This window comes from Algorimicrobium bowmanii, assembly GCF_054031195.1.
In genome coordinates this window covers 2,485,748-2,507,609 of the sequence record NZ_CM132929.1, presented here as the reverse complement: position 1 = coordinate 2,507,609, position 21,862 = coordinate 2,485,748, and the positions used below count along the sequence as shown (strand labels likewise).

At 32.1% G+C, this 21,862-nt stretch carries 26 protein-coding genes and 1 other RNA gene; 11 read left to right on the top strand and 16 right to left on the bottom strand.

The window, feature by feature from the left end; all coding sequences use genetic code 11:
- Positions 1-126 precede the first annotated feature (126 nt).
- The 6 genes from ACW5R3_RS11260 to ACW5R3_RS11235 all read left to right on the top strand — a co-directional run bounded on the left by ACW5R3_RS11260 (position 127) and on the right by ACW5R3_RS11235 (position 3,220).
- Positions 127-660 (top strand): TlpA family protein disulfide reductase, encoded by a 534-nt coding sequence (locus ACW5R3_RS11260; RefSeq protein WP_456577113.1) that lies wholly within the window; start codon positions 127-129, stop codon positions 658-660.
- 7 nt (positions 661-667) lie between these two features.
- Positions 668-1,279, top strand: a complete 612-nt coding sequence (locus tag ACW5R3_RS11255) for a thioredoxin family protein (protein WP_456577112.1) — start codon at positions 668-670, stop codon at positions 1,277-1,279.
- A gap of 77 nt (positions 1,280-1,356) precedes the next feature.
- Positions 1,357-1,671 carry a rhodanese-like domain-containing protein gene (locus tag ACW5R3_RS11250; protein ID WP_456577111.1) on the top strand — a complete coding sequence of 105 codons (315 nt, stop codon included), beginning with the start codon at positions 1,357-1,359 and terminating at the stop codon, positions 1,669-1,671.
- A gap of 10 nt (positions 1,672-1,681) precedes the next feature.
- The gene (locus tag ACW5R3_RS11245; protein WP_456577110.1) at positions 1,682-2,083 is read left to right on the top strand and encodes a rhodanese-like domain-containing protein; all 402 of its coding nucleotides are present in this window, start codon (positions 1,682-1,684) and stop codon (positions 2,081-2,083) included.
- 73 nt (positions 2,084-2,156) lie between these two features.
- Positions 2,157-2,732 carry a DUF998 domain-containing protein gene (locus ACW5R3_RS11240; protein WP_456577109.1) on the top strand — a complete coding sequence of 192 codons (576 nt, stop codon included), beginning with the start codon at positions 2,157-2,159 and terminating at the stop codon, positions 2,730-2,732.
- A 14-nt stretch (positions 2,733-2,746) separates the two neighbouring features.
- A complete protein-coding gene (locus ACW5R3_RS11235; protein ID WP_456577108.1) occupies positions 2,747-3,220 on the top strand; it encodes a GNAT family N-acetyltransferase in 474 nt (157 codons plus the stop codon).
- Positions 3,221-3,226: 6 nt separating this feature from the next.
- Here the strand turns inward: ACW5R3_RS11235 and ACW5R3_RS11230 are convergent, their stop codons facing one another.
- The 4 genes from ACW5R3_RS11230 to ACW5R3_RS11215 form a co-directional block, all read right to left on the bottom strand.
- Entirely contained in the window at positions 3,227-4,015 is a 789-nt protein-coding gene (locus tag ACW5R3_RS11230; RefSeq protein ID WP_456577107.1) for a glycosyltransferase family 25 protein, read from the bottom strand.
- A gap of 114 nt (positions 4,016-4,129) precedes the next feature.
- Positions 4,130-4,732: a short chain dehydrogenase gene (locus tag ACW5R3_RS11225; RefSeq protein ID WP_456578833.1), complete on the bottom strand. Its 603-nt coding sequence runs from the start codon at positions 4,730-4,732 to the stop codon at positions 4,130-4,132.
- A 12-nt stretch (positions 4,733-4,744) separates the two neighbouring features.
- Positions 4,745-5,014 carry a CBU_0592 family membrane protein gene (locus tag ACW5R3_RS11220; RefSeq protein WP_456577106.1) on the bottom strand — a complete coding sequence of 90 codons (270 nt, stop codon included), beginning with the start codon at positions 5,012-5,014 and terminating at the stop codon, positions 4,745-4,747.
- A gap of 55 nt (positions 5,015-5,069) precedes the next feature.
- Positions 5,070-5,372 (bottom strand): ArsR/SmtB family transcription factor, encoded by a 303-nt coding sequence (locus tag ACW5R3_RS11215; protein WP_456577105.1) that lies wholly within the window; start codon positions 5,370-5,372, stop codon positions 5,070-5,072.
- A gap of 188 nt (positions 5,373-5,560) precedes the next feature.
- On the opposite strand from ACW5R3_RS11215, the gene ACW5R3_RS11210 reads away from it, so the two are divergent.
- On the top strand, positions 5,561-6,025 hold the full coding sequence (locus tag ACW5R3_RS11210; protein WP_456577104.1) for an SHOCT domain-containing protein: 465 nt from the start codon (positions 5,561-5,563) through the stop codon (positions 6,023-6,025).
- A gap of 48 nt (positions 6,026-6,073) precedes the next feature.
- On the opposite strand, the gene ACW5R3_RS11205 is transcribed toward ACW5R3_RS11210, so the two are convergent.
- From ACW5R3_RS11205 to ssrA, 6 genes are all read right to left on the bottom strand, one after another.
- The gene (locus tag ACW5R3_RS11205) at positions 6,074-6,382 is read right to left on the bottom strand and encodes a hypothetical protein (RefSeq protein ID WP_456577103.1); all 309 of its coding nucleotides are present in this window, start codon (positions 6,380-6,382) and stop codon (positions 6,074-6,076) included.
- Positions 6,383-6,391: 9 nt separating this feature from the next.
- Positions 6,392-7,465: a cytochrome d ubiquinol oxidase subunit II gene (gene cydB, locus ACW5R3_RS11200; RefSeq protein WP_456577102.1), complete on the bottom strand. Its 1,074-nt coding sequence runs from the start codon at positions 7,463-7,465 to the stop codon at positions 6,392-6,394.
- Between the two features lie 2 nt (positions 7,466-7,467).
- Complete coding sequence (locus ACW5R3_RS11195) at positions 7,468-8,799, bottom strand: cytochrome ubiquinol oxidase subunit I (protein ID WP_456577101.1); 1,332 nt, start codon at positions 8,797-8,799, stop codon at positions 7,468-7,470.
- Positions 8,800-8,972: 173 nt separating this feature from the next.
- A complete protein-coding gene (locus ACW5R3_RS11190; protein ID WP_456577100.1) occupies positions 8,973-9,494 on the bottom strand; it encodes a DUF4269 domain-containing protein in 522 nt (173 codons plus the stop codon).
- Positions 9,495-9,663: 169 nt separating this feature from the next.
- Complete coding sequence (locus ACW5R3_RS11185) at positions 9,664-10,605, bottom strand: GIY-YIG nuclease family protein (protein ID WP_456577099.1); 942 nt, start codon at positions 10,603-10,605, stop codon at positions 9,664-9,666.
- Between the two features lie 583 nt (positions 10,606-11,188).
- Positions 11,189-11,584, bottom strand: a transfer-messenger RNA (tmRNA) gene (gene ssrA, locus ACW5R3_RS11180).
- Positions 11,585-11,788: 204 nt separating this feature from the next.
- Here ssrA and ACW5R3_RS11175 point away from each other — a divergent pair.
- From ACW5R3_RS11175 to ACW5R3_RS11165, 3 genes are read left to right on the top strand one after another with little or no spacing between them, the layout of a single operon-like run.
- Positions 11,789-12,991, top strand: coding sequence for an NAD(P)-dependent oxidoreductase (locus tag ACW5R3_RS11175; protein ID WP_456578832.1), 1,203 nt, complete (start codon positions 11,789-11,791; stop codon positions 12,989-12,991).
- A 7-nt stretch (positions 12,992-12,998) separates the two neighbouring features.
- Positions 12,999-13,784, top strand: coding sequence for an SDR family NAD(P)-dependent oxidoreductase (locus ACW5R3_RS11170; protein ID WP_456577098.1), 786 nt, complete (start codon positions 12,999-13,001; stop codon positions 13,782-13,784).
- A gap of 12 nt (positions 13,785-13,796) precedes the next feature.
- Positions 13,797-14,165, top strand: coding sequence for a DUF1801 domain-containing protein (locus tag ACW5R3_RS11165; RefSeq protein WP_456577097.1), 369 nt, complete (start codon positions 13,797-13,799; stop codon positions 14,163-14,165).
- On the opposite strand, the gene ACW5R3_RS11160 is transcribed toward ACW5R3_RS11165, so the two are convergent.
- From ACW5R3_RS11160 to ACW5R3_RS11145, 4 genes are all read right to left on the bottom strand, one after another.
- Complete coding sequence (locus ACW5R3_RS11160; RefSeq protein ID WP_456577096.1) at positions 14,160-14,624, bottom strand: GNAT family N-acetyltransferase; 465 nt, start codon at positions 14,622-14,624, stop codon at positions 14,160-14,162. The genes ACW5R3_RS11165 and ACW5R3_RS11160 overlap by 6 nt on opposite strands.
- A gap of 2 nt (positions 14,625-14,626) precedes the next feature.
- Positions 14,627-15,487, bottom strand: a complete 861-nt coding sequence (locus tag ACW5R3_RS11155; RefSeq protein ID WP_456577095.1) for a hypothetical protein — start codon at positions 15,485-15,487, stop codon at positions 14,627-14,629.
- A 235-nt stretch (positions 15,488-15,722) separates the two neighbouring features.
- Positions 15,723-16,541: a 3-deoxy-8-phosphooctulonate synthase gene (kdsA, locus tag ACW5R3_RS11150; RefSeq protein ID WP_456577094.1), complete on the bottom strand. Its 819-nt coding sequence runs from the start codon at positions 16,539-16,541 to the stop codon at positions 15,723-15,725.
- A gap of 33 nt (positions 16,542-16,574) precedes the next feature.
- Positions 16,575-16,934, bottom strand: a complete 360-nt coding sequence (locus tag ACW5R3_RS11145) for a hypothetical protein (RefSeq protein WP_456577093.1) — start codon at positions 16,932-16,934, stop codon at positions 16,575-16,577.
- Positions 16,935-17,241: 307 nt separating this feature from the next.
- Here ACW5R3_RS11145 and typA point away from each other — a divergent pair, with 307 nt between their 5' ends.
- Positions 17,242-19,041: a translational GTPase TypA gene (gene typA, locus ACW5R3_RS11140; protein WP_456577092.1), complete on the top strand. Its 1,800-nt coding sequence runs from the start codon at positions 17,242-17,244 to the stop codon at positions 19,039-19,041.
- 304 nt (positions 19,042-19,345) lie between these two features.
- Here typA and ACW5R3_RS11135 read toward each other — a convergent pair whose 3' ends face one another.
- Positions 19,346-20,509 carry a glycosyltransferase family 2 protein gene (locus tag ACW5R3_RS11135; RefSeq protein WP_456577091.1) on the bottom strand — a complete coding sequence of 388 codons (1,164 nt, stop codon included), beginning with the start codon at positions 20,507-20,509 and terminating at the stop codon, positions 19,346-19,348.
- A complete protein-coding gene (locus ACW5R3_RS11130; protein ID WP_456577090.1) occupies positions 20,502-21,794 on the bottom strand; it encodes a hypothetical protein in 1,293 nt (430 codons plus the stop codon). Before ACW5R3_RS11130 ends, ACW5R3_RS11135 begins: the two co-directional genes overlap by 8 nt.
- Between the last annotated feature and the right edge of the window lie 68 nt (positions 21,795-21,862).

Sequence of the window (21,862 nt, the reverse complement as noted above, 5' to 3'; positions counted from 1 at the left end):
AATATAAATGTAATATTTAATTAAGCAAAGAATAATAAATAAAAAAGGGATAAAAGAAAAATTATAAGCGATTAAAAGTTTGTTAAAGCAAATTAGAATTAAAAGCAAATATGTATTTTTAAGGCTATGAAATATATTGTTTGCATTTTAGTATTGTTAGCTTGGAGCTGTAAGGAGGTGTCTGAAAAAGAGTTAGATACAGATTCTGTTAAATCTGTTTCGGTAAATGAGAAAGCTTCCGATTCATTAACAATTGTTGATTTTGAAGGATTAGAACCTTTACTTAATAAGGCCAATACAACAACTTATGTTGTTAATTTTTGGGCAACTTGGTGCGGACCTTGCATTAAAGAGTTGCCATATTTTGAGAAAATAACTTCCGATTATCCTGCAGACCAAGTTCAGGTTATTTTAGTTAATTTAGATTTTCCTCATCAATATGAAACAAAACTCAAACCCTATATAGAAAAGCACAACTTACAATCGGAGTTGATAGTTTTAAACGACGTAGATTCTAATTCATGGATTCCTAAGGTAGATGCTTCATGGAGTGGCGCTATTCCAGCAACATTAATTTATAACTCAGAGAAGCGTGCTTTTTATGAGCAAACATTTACTTACGATGCTTTAAAAACCGAAATAGAACAATTTTTAAATTAAGAACGTTATGAAAGTAGTTAAAACAAGTCTAGTATTAATAAGTCTTATTTTATTTTATGCCTTTACGGTTCCTGATAAGGACACAGGCTATAAAATAGGTGATGTAGCAACCGATTTTAGTTTAGAAAATATTGATGGATCTATGGTTTCTTTAGCCGATTTCCCTGAAGCCAAAGGATTTATTGTGGTTTTTACCTGTAACACTTGTCCGTATGCAGTGGCTTATGAGGACAGAATTATTGCTTTAAATAAAAAATATAAACCTTTGGGATATCCAGTAATAGCTATCATGCCCAATAACCCTGAAGTTCAACCGGGCGATAGTATGGAAGCTATGAAAGCACGTGCTAGTGCACGAGGATTTACTTTTCCGTATTTAATGGATAAAGATCAAAAAATATACCCGCAATATGGTGCTACAAAAACGCCACATGTGTATGTGTTACAAAAATTAGCTCAAGGAAATCAAGTGAAATACATTGGTGCTATTGATGACAATTATCAGGATGCGAAAGCTGTAAATCAAACCTATGTTGCAGACGCTGTAGATGCTTTGTTGCAAGGGCGCGATATTAAAGAAACACAAACACGTGCCATAGGTTGCACTATTAAAGTTTAATAAAAGAAAACAATACTGTTTGATTTTTTTCGATGATTAGTTTATAAGTAGTAATTTTGAACAAAATATTTATTTAAATGGCAGATTTATCACAAGCAGAGTGGCAAAATCAATTACAGAATGATAACCAAGCTGTAATTATTGATGTTAGAACAGCAGCAGAAGTAGCAGAAGGAATGATTCCTAGTGCAAAACATATGGATATATTCCAAACTCAAGAATTTTTGAGTAATATTCAAGAGTTAGATACTAATAAAAACTATTATGTGTATTGCAAATCTGGTGGACGTAGTGCACAGGCTTGTGCTGTAATGAACCAAATAGGAATAGAAAATGCTTATAATTTAGTTGGTGGTTTTACCGATTGGACTGGTGATGTTGTAACGCCTTAAACATAATTTTATGAGACAGATATTAGGAATAAGTGTTATTGTTTTTACACTATTATTTACAGGGTGTAAAGAAGCTTCCCAGGAGGATGCTATTCAAGTAGTTACTGCTGAAGAAATGCAAACGCTATTAGGAATTGATGATGTGCAATTAATTGATGTGCGTACTCCAGAAGAATATGCCGGCGGTTTTATAGCCGAATTTCAAAATATAGATTTTTTATCACCTACTTTTGAAAGTGATATATTAAAGCTTGATAAAGATAAACCGGTTATTTTATACTGTCAGTCTGGAGGGAGAAGTGCCAAATGTGCTCAAAAAATGGCAGAAGCAGGCTTTACTAAGATATACGATTTACAAGGAGGTATTTCAAAGTGGCAACACGAAGGGCATAGTGTGGTTATGCCTAACTAAGACCTTGTTATATACTTAGTGGTTGGCAACAAGCTAAAAACCGAACTCTAAACAAACATTGAATATAGGAACTATGAAATATTTAATCAAACAAGCTGTAATAATTCCTATTTTATTTTTTGTTCCTGTTTTTATTGCCGGTTTTTTAACTGAAAATTATAATTTAATTGAGCAACATGCAAGCGAAATTACTTTAACTAATTCTGACACCGCAAAATCTGTGATTAATAGTGGAGCAATTTTAACAGGATTATCTTGCATACTTCTAGCAATCGGAATCATTATCAATTTTAAAAAGTTCTTAATGACCAGTATTCTATTAATAATTTTCGGAATATCAATGGTTTCAAATGGTTTGTACCCAATGGGAACAATAATGCACGGATTTTATGGGTTTGGAATGTCTCTAATGATATTACCATTTATAGCTTGTTATGAATTAAAAAACGAAAATATTAAGAAAGTGTTTTTTAAAATATCATTGATTTGCGGGTTTGTGATTTTTATATATTTATGGTCAATGCTTGTAGGTTTAGACCCTGCTAATTTTAGAGGTTTAACTCAAAGAATCGCAAGTTTATTCATTTTTGGTTGGATTGCATATCTTGCATTTGAACTGAGTAAAAAGCCAGTTGCCAACAACGTTTAGCAACAAGCAGAAAAATGAGAATCGAAAAAGCCATACAAATAGATGCGAAATATTTAACTGAATTAACAATTCGATCCAAATCTCATTGGAATTATAGCAAGAAACAAATCGAAAATTGGAGAGATGATTTAACTATTTCTGAAGGTTATCTTACTGAAAAAGAAGTTTACAAATTGATTGACCGTGAAAATCAAATAATCGGCTATTATTCATATTTCGAAATAGAGAATTTAATTGTAAAATTAGAGAACTTATTTGTTGAGCCGAAATTTATTAAGCGTGGATTTGGAAAAATACTCATGACTGATTTTCTACAACGAATTCAAAAAACAAAAATTGAAAAAATCATATTAGACGCTGACCCAAATGCTGAAAAATTCTATAAACAACTTGGATTTAAAACAATTGGAAAGCTAGAAACCTCTATAAAGAACAGATTTCTACCTATAATGGAGTTGAAAATAAAGCCAGTTGCTAACAACGCATAAAAAACATTAAGATCTTCTAAATAACCAAGTGGAAATGTAACTGCTTACACGTGGAATTACTTTAGAACCTTCGTAATTTAATCTTTTAAAGAAATTAGATTTTAATTTTTCAGGTGGACGTATTTGCGACTCAAAAGCCTGTTGTGCTACAAGGTTTGGAACAATATTGTCTATTTTTAAATGATACTTCCATGGCTGCTGTAAAGCACAATCTATAGGCATTTTAATAACTCGAACACCATCTTTAATGGTTTGTTTTAAAAATGATTCGGCGCCTTTTCTTGACCATATTGCTGCCATAGTAGTAATTCCTACAGAGCCACTATAAATATCATAATTCGTGTCTATTTGATTTATTTTAAATAGTTTTTTTCTTCCATGAGAAGCGAGTTTTAAAACATCCCATTTTTGACTTTTAGCTAATGTTTTTTGCTGTAGGATAGCCTTTTTTATTAGCGAATCAAAGTCGTCCATCAGACGGATATCATCTTCTAATATTATGGCAAAATCATATGACGATTTTAAAAACAATTCTTTTACTGTAACGTGACTAAGGTAGCAACCTAGTTCAGCAGGAATAAGGTCGCGCTTATATTTGTTTTTTACTTGATGGTTTATGTTGCTTAAGGTCGTTTTATCAATAGCAGATATAAACTTATAAGGGATATCTGTTTTTAATAACTCTTGCTCAAGAAATTTTCTTCGTTCTACAGCTCTGTCTAAATTAATGATATATATAATTGCATTAATAGGGGTGTTGCTCGAAATATCCGCTTCTTGAATGCCTGTACTCATAAGTTATATTATAGATTTATTTGCAAGATAGGATTTTCATTATTAGACTTGAAATGTTAAACTATATAAAATGAAAATTTTATTATTTTTATGTTAATAGGCTTTTGTTATCAATTAATTATAAATTCTAATAATTTCACCATTGCCGCGCCCTTTTAAGCTTCTAACGTATCCATTTATTACTTTCGACATGGGAATTGGATTATGGCCTGGAAAGTAATCTTTGTATTTTTCGTATGCAGCTTCTACCATTCCTGAAGATACTACATTTACCCTAATGCCATTTGTTATTTCAAGAGCTACAGCTTTTACAAAGCTATGAATACCACCATTTACCATGGCTGCACTTGCTGTTTTAACAACGGGATCATCTGCTAAAATACCAGCTGATAAGGTTATTGAGCCGTTTGGTTTTAAGTAATTTTTCCCAATTCTCACAACGTTAACTTGCCCCATTAATTTGCTTTGAAGACCAATATGGTAATCGGCTTCACTCAGTTTTTCAAAATTATCCCATTTAGCCTCACCTGCAATACATATTATAGTGTCTAGTTTACCTGTTTTCTCAAACATTAATTCAATAGATTTACCATCGGAAATATCAACAGTTACATCACCACTTGAACGTCCTGCGATGATAATTTTGTTTTCTTCTTTTAAATGCGAAACAACTGTTTTACCAATAGTTCCATTTCCACCAATTACTAATATTTTCATCATTTTAATATTTTAAGTTAAACATTGTTTTCCCTGACACTTTATTTTTTTTTTACGTGATTTGTAAATAGTTAATGTGGCTATAATACTCCAAAGTAAATTTGTTACAAAAGGAGGGATGGCTTGATAATAATAGCAGTTTATAGCAATTAATAATCCGCCTATTAAATTAAGATATTTGCCGTATGTTATATATTTTTTGCTTTCAATAAGCGTTAATGCATATGCCAAAATTATTAATCCCGACCCCGTCCAACCAAGTATGTCAATAAGAAGTTTCATAGTTTGTTATATTGCGATATATCGATATGTTTTTGAAATTTTTTTATTTTCAGTTCTAACTTATAAAGTTGATGTATGCTTTTATAGTTTTCTCATTTCTTTTTAAGTAGGACCATTTTCCATGTCTGGTTGAAATTAGCAGACCACATTTTTCCATATTAGTTAAATAAGTTGAAATAGTTGATTGTGAAAGTCCTGCTTTTTCTTGAATATAGGTAACACAAACGCCATCATTAAAATGCTTTAATGTTTCATGTGGTGGAAAATTTTTAGCAGGTTCCTTTAACCATTCCATTATCTGAACACGTGTTTCATTGGATAAACTTTTTCCTATTTCGGTTGCTGTTTTTATATTCATACAACAAATATATCTATAATTCTCGATATATAAAAATGAAAATATTGGTTTGTGTTAAGTATTTGGTTTTTGTGTTTTATATATTTAATGAATCAATACACAAATTTCGGGATTAATATTTATTTTTACTTTAAGTAATTTATATACCTGCTTAATAGAATCTTAGTTAAATTTTTTAACCTGTTTATATGAAATATATGTTTTTAAGTGTCTTTGTATTGTTTTTTGTGACCTATAGTTATTCTCAAGATATTTATAAGTCTAAGTCTGGTATTGAGTTTAGGGTGGGTGATACTTTAAGGATTGGTAGCCCTCTTAGTCATCTTGGTTGGAAGTCTATTTTTAAAGATAAAGAACGAACTAGTTTAATCTCAAATAAAAATTTTATAGATAAAGAAGTTGTTGTGAAACAATTGAACTTAAACTCAGAACCGGTAAGTTTATCTATTATGTTGTACAGAAAAGAGTTTTACATTAATATTGACGAAGCTTTAGCAAACAAAGAGTTAATACCAAATGTGAAACTTGAATTAATAGATAATAAATTTTACACAAAATATGAGCTTCTAAAAACTCTAAAAGATTTCTTAGATAATGGAACTATAACCAAAGAAGAATTTGACAAAGAGAAAACTAAAATACTTAATGATTAATATTTTTTTTAGAGTGAATTAGTTTAACGTTAGAAATTAAATAACGTATTAGTTGTTATTGTCTTGACTCATTTTATTTTTCAACTTAGAAATAAATAATACAGAAACAAATCCTCCTACAAAGGAAACCGTAACGTTTATTATAAATAGCCAGCTGTTTAAGGAGTTGTTATACACAATAGATAGGGGGTCAAATCCTAATCGTCCAAAAGATTTTATTAAAAGAATACTACCAAAAACACCTGCTATTGTGTTTCCTGTAACACCAAAAGAGTGCTTTTTAAAAACATAACCTGAAACGTTAGCACCTATTATTCCTATAGCAATACTTATTAATGATATTAATGTTTCAGTCATAGCACATATTTAATGTCCGTAGTCCATAGTGTCTATCTTACCGCTCGTCAATCTTTTTTGAATAATCATATAGACAAAAATTAATATAAAGCCAATAAGTCCCCAAATAATTGCTACAGACAAACCATATTCGGACGCTGCTGTATTATAAATGGTTAAATCTTCATGCTTGTTATTTAAAGAAGGTAATAATACAGGGAATAACGATGCTAATGATGATGTAATACCTCCAAAAATTAATAGGGTAGATAAAAGGAAAGCATGACTATCTTTTTTTATTTTTTTAATGAAAAACAGGCCTATTAATCCCGTTAAATAAATAACAGGAAATAGCAGTAGATAAGGCTTATCGATAAAGTTGTCAAACGAATTTGGATTTACCAATTTCCATAGATATAAGGAGAGGATTGTAAAAACACCAAGTACAATGTTGAGTTTGAAAATAACACTTTTCAACTGTATATTTATAGATGAATTTGTTTTTAAAATCACCCAGTTGGCTCCGTGAATAGTTAAGGTTACTACAGAAATTAACCCTACAATAAGCGTAAACCAATCAATAACTCCAGGGTGTGTGGTTAACGGACTAAAGGAGCTATCCCACAGCGGTAAGAAAAAATAATGCCCTTCGTGAATAGAAACTCCGTTATCGACACCTCCTAAATTTACGCCTCTCACAATATTTCCTAGAGCGATTCCAAAAAATAACGCTAATAATAAACTAGAAACACCAAAAGATTTATCCCAAATATCTTTCCACATCTGGTATTTAAATTGCCCTCTAAATTCTAAGCCGATGGCTCTAAAAATAATCAACCATAAAACGATGATTAAAGGCAGGTAAAACCCACTAAAAACAGATGCATAAAAGGTGGGGAATGCCATAAATAGCATGCCTCCAGCAGCTACTAACCAAACTTCATTAGAATCCCAAAACAAACCAGCCGATTTTGTAATGACTTCTTTGTCTTTTTCAGATTTCGCAAAAAACAAATGCACGATTCCTGCGCCAAAATCATATCCATCTAAAATAAAAAACATGACTAACACAATTCCTATTGCTATGTACCAAAAGATTTCCATAATTAATGTGTTTTAGGAGTTGGACCTTCATTAATGGTTTTACCTACTAAGACTAAAAATAACAATCCAAGTAAGAGATATAAAGCAACAAAACCTAGTAAAGTAAATAATGTATTCCCTGATGAAACTGTAGGAGAAACACCTTCGCTTGTTTTTAATAAGCCATAAACTAAATAGGGTTGTCGGCCTAATTCAGCCGTGTACCAGCCTGTAATATTGGCTATGTACGGAAAAGGCACTAAAAACATAATAGTCCATAATAAGGTGTTGTTGTGGTAGAGCTTTCTTCGCCATAAAAAGAAACCTGCTAAAGCCATGACGCCAATAAATATAGTACCCAAACCAACCATAATATGATACGAATAGTAGAGGGCAGGTATATTATCTGGTAATTCCTCTTTTTTAAACTGATCCATTCCTACAATTTGTTTATCCCATTCTTGATAGGTTAAAAAGCTAAGTATATTAGGAACAGCAATTTTATTATCTAACTTTTTCTCCACCATATTTGGCTGACCAATTAAGACAATTTCAGCTCCAGCATCTTCTGTTTCAAAAATACCTTCCATAGCGGCAAATGTTCCTGGTTGATATTTTGCCACATTTTTAGCGTTCCAATCTCCCGTTGGAAAAGCAACTAATACACTTGATATTAATCCGAAAACAACGCCTGTTTTTAAAAATAATTGGCCGTATTCAGAATGTTTATTTCTCAAAAGATAGAAAGCTCCTATACTCGCCATAACAAAAGCAGATGTTACTACCGAAGCCATTTGGTTGTGTAAAAATGCTGGTAGCAACCAAGGGTTTGTAAATAGTTCTGAGAAGTTATTTAAAACAAAACGACCATTGTCTAAAATTTCGTAGCCAACCGGATGCTGCATCCAAGCATTTGTTGATAATATAAACCAACCGCTAGCCCAAGAACCTAAGAATACTAAAAAGCCTGTTAGGAAGTGTAGTTTTTGTCCCATTAACTTTTCACCGAAAATAAATAAGGCTAAAAATGAGGATTCTAAGAAGAATGAAAACATGCCTTCCATAGCTAATGTCTGTCCAATAATTCCGCCCGTTAACTCCGAAAATTTAGCCCAATTAGTCCCAAATTGGAACTCCATGGGGATTCCTGTAACAACGCCCATGGTAAAATTAATTGCAAAAATCTTCATGAAAAACTTAGCGGCGTTGTTATATTTTTCAATCTTATTTTTTAGATATTTCCATTTAAAATAGACAATCATTAATGATAATCCCATGGTGAGTTGCGGAAAAATATAGTGGAAAGTGATGGTGAATGCAAATTGCAATCTATCATAGAATAACATGTCTTCCATAAACGGATTTTTTTATAGTGACTAGCGATATTTTGAGATTAATATCGTTAGAATTTTCACCATCAAATTTAAGGAATATAATCGAGAACGGTAAGAGCTTATATCGTTTTAACGATGTTTTTTTACGGGCTAAAAATCACTAAAATTTGTAGTTTTTTACAGCTAACTTATTTTTAAAATTTTAATAATTTGGTATAAGGGTCGCCTTCCAGTCCTAGTAATTTTGCAAAGGCTGGTTCTGTTTTTATGCCGTTCAACTTTAATGTTATGATACTTTCTCTAAATTCAGATCCTTTGTCTAATAAAATGCGATTCTCAATTAGCATATGGCGATATGCTTGTTGTTTTTCCGTAGGAATATTTTGTCCAAAAATCTCAAATAAGAAGTTGTCCGTTTTAAATTCAGCAACAGTAGATTCGGTGCCATTTTGTTTAAATGTATAAACTTTAAAGTCTTTTTCAAGAGAAAAACAGTTTATTAAATGCGCTTTAAATTCAGAATGATTTTGACATTCACAAATAATATCTAAATCGCTTTCAGGTAAATCTATTCCGATTGGAATAGTTCCAGTTAAAATAGGGTTGAAGTTTTTAAGTATTTCAAAGATTTTATGTTTTTTTATTTCAGAATAAGCTAGTTTTTGTCTGTTGTTACCAGTTTTTAGATATGCAATGTTTCTGAAGTTAGGTTCCATTTTGTTTTCCAATATTTTGAATAGATGTTTTTTCTTTCCTAAGTTTTACTGTTATTTATGGGTTTCATTTTAACGGTTAGGCTATGAGTAATGCGGGATTTAGAATAGTTGTTGTTCAATTTACGATGAAACCCACATTACGTATAGGCTTTGTTGTCTAACGTGTTTTCTACTTTTTTTCAATCCACAAACAAAATTGTCTGTCCATATTGATTTTGTAATGTCCGGTGTTTAATATCTTTTTAATCTCATTTGAGTTTTCTAAAACTTGAGCTAAGTCTCTTGCAACTGCTGAACCACTAATATTATTACCTACAATTCCATTAATAAATTCAAGATTAAACGAATAGTTGCTACGATTTCCAACTTTATTAAAATCTTCTGAATTTAATTGAATTAATTGTTTAGTTATTGCATTGTCTAATTTGTCTTTAATGGATGCTCTTTGTTTAGTCCATAAATCAGTATATTTTCCAGATGAAGCCATATTTTGTTTTGTTTTTTGTGGTGTAATTAAACTTGGTTGATTTGATATTTTATTTGGATTAAAATCCTTTGCTGCTATCAAAGCACAATTTTTTCTCAGTCTTTGTAAAGTGTCTTTGAAAGTATTTTTGGGATTTTTCGAGATATTTAAAATCGGAATTAATTCATCAATTATTTCCGTTTCTAAGTCTTCAATTTCTTGTTTTGTCCTTGGGTATTCGTAAAATGATAAAGCCAAATTATTTTCCATCCAGTTAGTAATCTTTATTTCGCTCTGATAATCAAACTTGAAATGGCTAAATCTTTTTTTCTTGTAGTCAGTCTCATTTCTCGGAATAGGTTTCAAATTTTCCTTTGCGCAGAGTATTGAGCCAATTGATTTTCTAACTGTAGAACTTCCAGTTTTTCCAGTTGTGAAATGAGTCTTTGCATCTCTTTTTTCTTGACTTGATTCAGTTTTTCCAATGTAAATAATTTCATGTTTAGTGACAGAACCTCCTAATAATGGAAAGTCATTCCCTATATAGAATAATGCATAAATTCCAGGAAGTTTAGAGAATGATTTTGTTTTCAAAAAATCTATCTCTTTTTCTTTCAGTGATTCAATTATTTCTTTAGTTGTCATTATTTTTTAGCTTTTTTCCAACGTGTTTGTATTGGTTTGTTGCGTGGTTAAGGAACTAAGTTAACAAATAAAAACCGAATAGAAAATCAGCGAGAGCTTTCGTAAGTAGTCTATAACCAATCAATTATTTAAGTTATCATTGTTAATAGAAACCTAAATTAAGACCTATAAATAAGAAATTACAAAAGCGAGGAATAAGATTATTACTAGTAAAGACTTTGATCTCGTCAACATTGAAATCCGTCTCTTTTTTTTTAATTGTTTCGTATTTAATACTTATGTATTTAAGATTCTCATTCTTCGATTTCAATACAGATTTCGTACAGTTCTATGAGTCTTTAGATCTCGATTTTAAGATGTTGAAGCTTGCGCAATCATTTCTTTTAAAAATCATTTTTTTATGAATAAAGATATACTTCGGGTTTCCGTAAAGTGGCTTTGAGGTTTAACTGTATTTGGTTTTTTAGAAAAAGAGAATATGTTTTATAACAGAAATAAAACATAAAAACGGACAATCAAATTATCACGGAAATTGTCACCTAAAAAAAATAAAGCTCTGTAAACTAATTATTTACAGAGCTTAAAGTGGAGTCGGAGAGAATCGAACTCTCGTCCAAACAAGCCATTAAAGGGCTTTCTACACGTTTATTCTTTTCTTGTTTTTTCGTTTGTAAGCTGGTTAAAGACAACCCACTTACAACTTATCTTTTTTAGTTTCACATACACATCAAAGCGCTATGTATGCTATATTAACATTTACGATGCCTCTAATAGAACGCCGTTAATCAAGGCTTTCTGGAGACATTTAGCTTGTACACCTTGTGTACCTAGGCAAATCTTACTATAATTCAGATTAGGCAGCTAAAGCGTAGTTATTCTCGCCGTTTAAAAAGTTTGACCTAGCCTTTTACGTGTTTCAATGTCATTACACGACGTGCTTACCGTTTAAGTGATCTCGCTGTCAAAACCAGTCGACCCCATTTGGTTTTTCAAAAAAAGCTATTTTCTGAAAAGGATAGCGAAGTTACAAAAAAAAGTTGTGCAACAATCCAAATCCATGTATTTTCGTGCAAAACACGTACCAAACTCTAATGTAAGTACAATTGTCAGTTTTAATATTAACAGCTTTTTGGTAGCTTACTCTTTTGAGTCGGTTATAAAAAACATAAAACACCATATCGCTATGAAGTTTGCCATTATTAAAGAACGTAAAAATCCACCTGATAGACGCGTCGTATTTTCGCCTGAAAAACTAGCAGAAGCTCGTGAGAAATTTCCGCAAGCCGAATTTGTAGTCGAGTCTAGCGATATACGAATTTTTCCCGATTCAGCTTATCAAGAATTAGGATTTACTGTTACAGATGATGTTAGCGACTGCGATGTGCTTTTAGGAGTTAAGGAAGTGCCAATTGCTAATTTAATACCAAGTAAAAAATACTTCTTCTTTTCACATACCATAAAAAAGCAACCTTATAATAGAAACTTATTATTGGCTATGTTGGAGAACAATATTGAAATGTTCGACCATGAAACTATTGTTAAACAGAGTGGAGCACGCCTTATTGGTTTTGGACGTTATGCAGGTTTAGTTGGTGCTTATAATGGTTTTCGTGCTCTAGGCTTACGTGATGGGTTATTTAACTTACCAAAAGTAGAAACCTTAGCCGATTTAAATGCTGTTAAAGCCGAGCTTGATAAAATAAGCTTACCACCAATAAAAATACTACTTACAGGAACTGGAAAAGTGGCCTACGGAGCTAAAGAAATTTTAGATCATTTACAGATTAAAGAGGTAAGTGATGCATTATATTTAACAAGTAAGTTTACTGAACCTGTTTATACCATGGCAGATGTTATGGAATATAATAAGCGTTTAGATGGTAAAGTAGGATCGCGATTAGAGTTTTATAAAGACCCAACAGGTTATGAAAGCAATTTTATGCCTTATGCTGCGCAAACAGATTTTTTTATTGCAGGACATTTTTATGGCAATAATGCACCGTTTTTGTTTACACGTGAAGATGCCAAACAACCTGATTTTAATATTAATTTAATAGCCGATATTAGTTGTGATGTTGATGGGCCTGTAGCGTCTACATTACGAGCTTCTACAATAGCCGATCCATTTTATGGTTATGATGCATCATCCGAACAAGAGGTAGCTTTTAATGCGGATAATGCTATAACAGTAATGGCAGTAGATAACTTGCCTTGCGAATTGCCTAAAGATGCTAGTGAAGGTTTTGGTGAGATGTTTTTAGAACACGTAATTCCGGCATTTTTTAATGACGATGAACGTGGTATTTTAAAACGTGCTAAAATTACCGAAGCAGGCAAACTAACTAAACGATACAATTACCTTCAGGATTATGTTTCTGGAAACTAATTTATAAATGATGAAAAAAAACGCGTTAATAACCGGAGGTGCTTCGGGACTAGGCTATGAATTAGCATACTTATTTGCAAAGGATAACTACAACCTTGTTTTAGTAGATATTAATGCGGAAAACTTGCAGTCTGCAAAAAAACATATCGAAACAGAATTTGATACACAGGTTACAACCATGTGTAAAGATTTAAGTCAGGTAAATATTTCTTCCGAAATTATATCCGAACTAAATGGTTTGCCTATTGATGCTTTAGTTAATAACGCCGGATTTGGTGTTTTCGGTGCTTTTCATACGGTTGATTGGGAGCGTCAGTCAAGCATGTTAAACTTACACGTGCTTACCACAACACATTTAACAAAATTAGTGGTAGAAGGCATGGTTGAACGCGGACATGGAAAAATATTAAATTTATCCTCACTGGCAGCTTTTCAGCCTGGTCCATTAATGTCGCTATACTATGCTACAAAAGGTTATATTTTATCTTTTTCGGAAGCAATTGCCAACGAACTAAAAGGTACCGGAGTTACCGTAACGGCATTATGTCCGGGGCCAACAAAAACCTCTTTTCAGCAGGTTGTTGCTAGTGATTCTTCAGAAAATAAAATAACCTTCAATATGGCAAGTCCGCAGGCTGTTGCAGCTTATGGTTATAAAGCTATGATGAAAGGGAAATCTGTAGCTATTCCTGGTGGTGTAAATAAAATATTGGGGAGTCTTCCACGATTTATTCCGCGCAATATGGCTACCAATATCGTCCGAAAAATTCAAGAAAAAAACAGGGAAGATTAAACGATTTAAGCTATGAATCCTGCTGAAGCATACATACTAAAACAAGAGGCGCCTTATCGTGCTATTTTAATGCATCTCCAAGCTGTAATAGTGTGTACATTGCCTACAGCAGAATTACAATACAAATGGGGATTGCCTTGCTACTATATAGGTAAACGCCCTATTTGTTATATAAATAAAAGTAAGGACTATGTAGATTTAGGCTTTTGGCATGCAGCCTATTTATCAGAGAAATTTAATGATGTCCTTATTAGTGAAAAACGCAAGGTTGTAAAATCTTTGCGTTATAAGTCACTCGAAGCTGTTAATGATAAGGTGCTAATAGAAATACTCAAGGAAGTGTTTGAGCATAAAGATAAGTCGTTTTATAAAAAATTATAAGGTTTTATAAATGATATAGTTTTCAAACGTTTCTCCTTTAAGCGGTTTCAGACGTTTTTTTTCAACTTCATAATAATACGCATCAAAAAAAGGTAATGCAGTAATACTTACATCCGATTTAATTTCTTTAAAACCGGACATGATAACCTGCGATTCGATAACACGAAGTAGGCTAGCGCCAATACCTTGACGTTGAAAATCTTTATGAACAAATAAGCCATCTAAGTAGTTGCCTTGTGTGAGATATGCAAAACCAACAATGGTGTTGTTTTCTTCGGCTACAATAAAATAGTTTTTGCTAATTCTAGCTTTCCATTTTTTTTCTTTATCAGCAGCTGAAGCCCAAATGGTTATTTGGTTTTCGGTATAATCTTTAGCGTTAACATGAGTAATCGTGTTCCTGAAAAGAGCTGTTATTTCTGGAATGTCTTCTAAAACTGCTGTTCTAATTTCTGGCATAATTAAAGTCTGAAAATTCCACCTATAGAGATAACGGTTTCAATAAACATAAAATGTTGTGAAGCTGTATCGCTAGCGTATTGAGTTGTACGAATATCAGGCATGTTTATAAAACCACCTCTTAAGTCGCCTTGAATATAAAAATGCTTAAAGAAGGTTAGGTTTAAACCTGCATTTAAGGATACGCCATAGCCTGAGATATGAAAATCGTCATGACGCTCTTTTTGTAATAATGTTGTGTTTGTTTTTGGGTATAAAGCACCGAAACCAAAGCCTTCCGTTATGTTTACCTGAAAGATGTTTGTGTTATTAATGCCAAATAAGCTAGAAATATCATCAAACCTGCCTATTTCTAAATACACATAGTTTAATCCATCGGTATGTTCAAACATTAAAAAATCTTCAGTTGTTTGAATTTGTTCATTTTGATATGTGCCATTATATTCAGAGCCTAAGGCATCATCCTCCAAATATATATAACCATTAATTTCAGCATATTGATTTTGAGTCATAACATATTTCATATGATCCACACCAAAAGCTACATAGTAATTATCGGAAATAAAATACCCAAGTTTAAAGTTTGTCTGCGGAATAGTCATCCGTGTGGGGTTAATATAATCAACATGCCAACCTTTAGGTTTGTCATGTGCATCGACGTTTTCTAAAGTGAATTTGTAATTATTACCTTTAAATGTAATATCTGATTTGGAATATGCTTCTCTATTTCCTCCCCAGCTAATAAAAAACTTTCCTTTGTTGTGAGATGTGTAGAGTGATGTAGAATCTTTTTGAGAAAATGCACTCCAATTTAAAATGCTAAAAAATACCATTAATAGCACTTTAGTTGGGTTTACTATCATTAGCTATATGCTTTGTTATTGGTGAATAGACGTTGTATTCATCCATTCCTTAATAATTCAGTGATAAAAAAAATAAAATTGTGGATTTACGGATGATTTTAGAGGTAAAACAGGTAACCCCGCAGCTATTATTTTTTCCGGGGCAAAAGTAAGTATAAAATTTAAAATGTAACTCAAAAAAAATAGATGCGTTTATTGCGCATCTATTTAATTCAAAAGTTATAAAAATTTAAGACTATAAGTTGTTGATCGTTTTTCTAATCGCAACTAAATTAGTCAGTAATTTTTCTAAGTTGTCTAAGTGTAACATGTTAGCTCCATCACTCTTCGCATTAGCAGGATCAAAATGTGTTTCAATAAACAAGCCATCTACATGATTTACAATTCCAGCTCTGGCTATAGTTTCAATCATTTCAGGTCTACCACCAGTAACACCAACAGTTTGGTTAGGTTGCTGTAAAGAGTGTGTAACGTCTAAAATAGTTGGAGCGTACTCACGCATAGTAGGAATTCCTCTAAAATCAACAATCATATCTTGATAGCCAAACATGGTACCTCTATCTGTAATCCAAGCTTTGTCGCTTCCAGAATCTTTAACTTTTTGAACAGCATGCTTCATAGCTTCAGGGCTCATAAACTGTCCTTTTTTAAGGTTTACAACTTTACCTGTTTTAGCTGCAGCAACAACTAGATCTGTTTGACGAACTAAAAATGCTGGTATTTGTAAAACATCAACATATTCAGCTGCTTTTGCTGCATCAGAAACCTCATGAATATCGGTTACCGTAGGAACATTGAAAGTGTCTGAAACTTTTTTAAGAATTTTTAAAGCTTTCTCATCACCAATACCTGTGAAACTGTCAATACGACTGCGGTTAGCTTTTTTAAAACTCCCTTTAAAAATAAAAGGAATTTCTAATTTGTCTGTAATTTTAATAATACGTTCAGCTATAGCTAAAGCCATTTCCTCGCTTTCAATAGCGCAAGGCCCTGCTAATAAAAAGAAATTATTAGAATCGGTATGTTTTATTTTTGGAATCGTGTTTAATGTCATGTGGACTAAAATTTAAGTTGCAAAGATATGCTTTTAAAACGTTTTTTTTATGCTATTTCTAATCATCCAAAGCGACATAATAAAATTGGTTAAGGCAAATAATCCACCAACAAAAATAAAGTTTCTTATTGTATCGGAAAAAGAGATAATTTGTAATAAATCCGATAAATAGGCAAGTATTAAATATGATGACAAGCAGACAAAAATAATTCCTAAACTAAAGTTTAGTTGTTTGCTCGGTTTGAATAATTGCCAAACAAAAGGAAGGGCAATTAATAAAATTGGATAAGCAGTAATACCTTGGTTTCTATTTACAACAGTAAACCAATAGGCAATGGCACTTATAAAATATAAGTAAGGAATGAATTTGTAATTATTATAAATCAGTTTCATTTGAATACAAAATTAGATATTAATATTAAATTTTGTTGAAAACGAATGGCAATTCAGCAGCTTAGGGGCGCTTTCAATAACTATAAAACGAAATATACAACATGTTGTTATGCTGTATTTCGATTATAACAAATAATTAACGAATATAGATAAATAGATTAAAAGTTTATATTGTTTTTGTAAGAATTAACTTATAAATACTGCTATCTAACGTTAATAATACGAGGTGATTAACATTTTTACCGCTTTCACTTTAATTCCTCCATAATTTAATGTACATTTGCGCGCTTAAAATAAGGCACCATATATGGCTAAAATAAAAAATATTGCAATTATTGCACACGTCGATCACGGAAAAACTACCCTGGTAGATAAGATTATGTACCACTGTCAGTTATTTCGTGAAAACGAGAACACAGGTGATTTAATTCTAGATAATAATGATTTAGAACGCGAACGTGGAATTACCATTACATCAAAGAATGTATCTGTAATTTACAAAGACACTAAAATTAATATTATTGATACCCCTGGTCACGCCGATTTCGGTGGTGAAGTAGAACGTGTATTAAACATGGCAGATGGTGTTTTATTATTAGTAGATGCCTTTGAGGGGCCTATGCCACAAACACGTTTCGTACTACAAAAAGCAATCGACCTTGGATTAAAGCCTTGTGTGGTTGTAAATAAAGTAGATAAAGAAAACTGTACGCCTGATGAAGTTCATGAAAAAGTTTTCGATTTAATGTTTGAACTAGGTGCAGAAGAATGGCAACTAGATTTCCCAACAGTTTACGGTTCAGCTAAGAATAACTGGATGAGTACAGATTGGAAAAATGAAACAGAAAATATCGAGCCGTTATTAGACATGGTAATCGAGCATATTCCTGAGCCAAAAATTGAAGAAGGTACAACACAAATGTTAATTACTTCTTTAGATTTTTCTAGCTTTACAGGTCGTATAGCAATTGGTCGTTTAACACGTGGCGGTCTTAAAGTAGGACAAAACATCTCGTTAGTAAAACGTGATGGTTCTATTGTTAAAAATAAAATTAAAGAGCTACATACTTTTGAAGGCGTTGGTCGTAAAAAAGTAGAGGAAGTTCAAACTGGTGATATTTGTGCTATTGTTGGTCTTGAAGGATTTGAAATTGGTGATACAGTTGCTGATTTTGAAAACCCTGAAGGTTTAAAAACAATTGCTATTGATGAGCCTACAATGAGTATGTTATTTACTATTAATGACTCTCCTTTCTTTGGTCAAGATGGTAAATTTGTAACATCTCGTCATATTAAAGATCGTTTACATAAAGAACTTGAAAAGAATTTAGCATTACGTGTTGAAGAAACTGATAGTGCTGATAAGTTTATGGTATTTGGTCGTGGTGTATTACACTTATCGGTTTTAATTGAAACGATGCGTCGTGAAGGTTATGAACTTCAAATTGGACAACCTCAAGTAATTATTAAGGTTGTTGATGGTGTTAAATGTGAACCAGTAGAAGAAATGACAATTGATTTACCAGAGCATGTTTCAGGTAAAGCAATTGAAATGGTTACTATGCGTAAGGGTGAAATGTTAAGCATGGAAGCTAAAGGTGATCGTATGGTTTGTGAGTTTATTGTACCATCTCGTGGTATTATCGGACTTCGTAACCAATTACTTACAGCTACAGCTGGTGAGGCTATTATGGCTCACCGTTTTAAAGAATATCAACCATTAAAAGGTGGTATACCTGAACGTCAGAATGGATCTTTAATCTCTATGGAAAAAGGACAAGCTATTCCTTATTCTATTGATAAACTTCAAGATCGTGGTAAGTTTTTCGTAGATCCAGGTGAAGATATTTACGAAGGTCAAGTTATTGGTGAGAATTCACGTGGTGACGATATGGCTGTAAACGTAACTAAAACTAAAAAATTAAGTAACGTTCGTAGTTCTGGTGCTGATGATAAAGCTAAAATTGTTCCTGCAATTAAGTTTTCTTTAGAAGAAGCATTAGAATACATTCAAAAAGATGAATATGTTGAGGTTACTCCAAACCATATTCGTTTACGTAAAATATTCTTAACAGAAGTAGAAAGAAAACGTAACAAGCATATTTAAGCATTAGCTTAGTAACGTAAATTACTATAAATTTGAGAGGAATCTGTAAAAGGGTTCCTCTCTTTTAGTTTATAAACTTATGGAAATATTAAGTGTCTCTATAACCGAATGGATAGGTTATTTAGCTATGGCTGGTTTATTAATTTCTTTTACAATGAAAGATGTAAAAAAGCTAAGAGTTATTAATACGATTGGCTGTTTGCTTTTTGTATTATATGGGTTTCTGTTAAATACCTCGTGGCCCATAGTTATTTCAAACGGGGCTATTGCGGTAATAAACTTATATTATCTGTTATTTAAAAAACTATAAATTGTTGGGCGTTTTATTTTGAAGGCCTAGAATACTAAAGAATAAACTAAAAAGAATTATCTGTACGCCTAGTTGTAAGCACAATACAGCAGGAATTACACGTCTAATAGAACTGTTTAAATCTAAATTACCAAAACCTGTTGCCTGCCAGTTAGAAAATTCATAAATCGTAACTGATATACCAACTATTAAAAATAAGAATCCAAAAATAAGCCCTTTTTCAAGGTTTAAATATTTAAATAACTTTGTATAGCGACTACTCTTAGGTAATAAGCCGTTTTCTACAGCAAATATTTTGGTCAAAGCATAGAATAAAATAAACTGAAAGCCAATAACAATTAACGAAGCTGTATATAGCAGGGTGTGTACATCAAAAGTTATAGATTGTATGTGTATTGGTTTATAAATTAATAAACTTGAGCAAATAAGACCTATAAGGCTAAATAAGATACCAGGAATAAGAAACAACCAATTTGGCGCATATAGCATTAAAAATCGTAAATGACGCCAACCATCACGCCAAGTGTTTAAATGCGGCGGTCTGCTACGGCCATCTGGGCTTAAAGTTGTAGGAACTTCCGTAATAGACAAGTTGTTAAGTTTAGATTTAACAATCATTTCTGAAGCAAACTCCATTCCTGTTGTTTGTAAGTTCATTTTTAAAAATGCCACTTTAGAAAAACCTCTTAATCCACAGTGGAAATCACCTATTTTAATATTAAAAAATAACCTTCCAATAAATGATAAAACTGGATTTCCTAAGTATTTATGAAGGAAAGGCATGGCGCCTTTTTTAATACCGCCTTTAAAACGGTTTCCCATAACTAAATCAGAGCCTGCTCTAAGTTCTGTAACAAAGGGCATGAGGTTTTCAAAATTATAACTGTCGTCAGCATCAGCCATGATAATATAGGTGCCATTTGCAGCATGAATACCACCTTTTAATGCACTTCCGTAACCTTTTTCCGATACAGGCACAACTGTTGCTTCAAGTTTTTTAGCAATTGCTTGAGAACCATCCGTACTTCCATTATCAGCAATTATTATTTCGCCGTCTATCTTATGTTTAGCTAAAAAAGATTGTGCTTTTTTAATGCAAACCTCAAGGGTTTCTGCTTCGTTTAAACAAGGCATAACGATTGATAGTTCTTTATTCATGAGGCTTTATATTGCGAGTGTTAAAATTTGATAATAGTATAAAAATAACTAGAAATAAGGTCCAGTCGTTATAAAAAGTAAAGCGTTTTAGTGTGTGCATGCCAATGGCTACTAAACAAATATTGGCACACGTTAGTAGCAGAAGGAAGCTTATAAGTTCGTTTTTAAATGTGGGGTTTTTGTAAGTACTAATTAATGCGTATATAAGAAGTATAAGATAAATAAGCATGTATTTAGCATTGCCAAATCCGTTAATAACATTTTTTATATATAGTTGTAACCAAGGTTTAAAATTGTTGCTAATTAACGGCAAGGTCATGCTCCGAGTTATCTTATCAACAGTAATATATCCGATATCTTCAGTGAGATGAGGTCCAGTTACTTCTAAGCCTACTGGTAAAACAGTATGATTAGCTATCTCGGCATATTTAGATATGTATGGAAGTACCATATCTTTTTTGTCGGTAGGTTTTAAATGATGAATGTTTAATTGTTTTTGCGCTAACTGCGAATAGGTTTCTTTAAATAACGATTGACTTTCTGCGGTTTCAAAGAGTGATACGTCGCTGCTGTCAGCAACATAAAAGGCAGGAGTTATAAAATGAATGCCAGACCAAGGTGTTTCAACAAAATGTTGGTGTTGGAATTTATGGTAGGTTCTATCAATTACAGAAACTATAAGCGGTAAAACGATAAAAAATAGCGCTACAGGAAGTAACTGTTTATGTCTTTTTGTTGTAAAACTAAGGTATGTAGTTACTATTAAGCCTATGGGGACTAAAAATAAAAACTGTTTACGGGTTAATAATAGTAGAAGTAAGAGGGGGAATAATACCCCATAGTTTTTAATGGTTTTAGTTTTTAATATTTTAATAAACTCTGCTGTTATTAGTAGGTACAGCGGGTAAGCTAAGGCTTCAGATAAAACTTTATTTGCAACTGCATGATGGTATAAATAAGGGATTAATAAAATTAGGCCTATTAAAAAGTACCAAACAGCTTGTAGCTTTACGTATGTTTTTAAAGTTTTTAAGAGATAATGACAAGAAAATAGCCCTAAGCATGCCTGAAAAAACACAGTAGCTATATTAAAATAAGATCCAAATATGAATTTAATAGCAGCAAGGAAAATTGGGTATGGAGCAGACCGTATAATGGAAATATTTAGATAGCCTTCTGAGTCGTTTGCAAATTGCAAGGGTTTAAGCATTATAAAAATAAATGAAAAACCAAAAAACAGATAGGTAAGTGTCTGAAAGTGTTTTTCACGAAAGTTAAAGCGCATACCTTGAATTAATTTAGGTAAAAATAAAAAATAACTTTAGTTTTACTGTTATTATACAGATTAAGTTA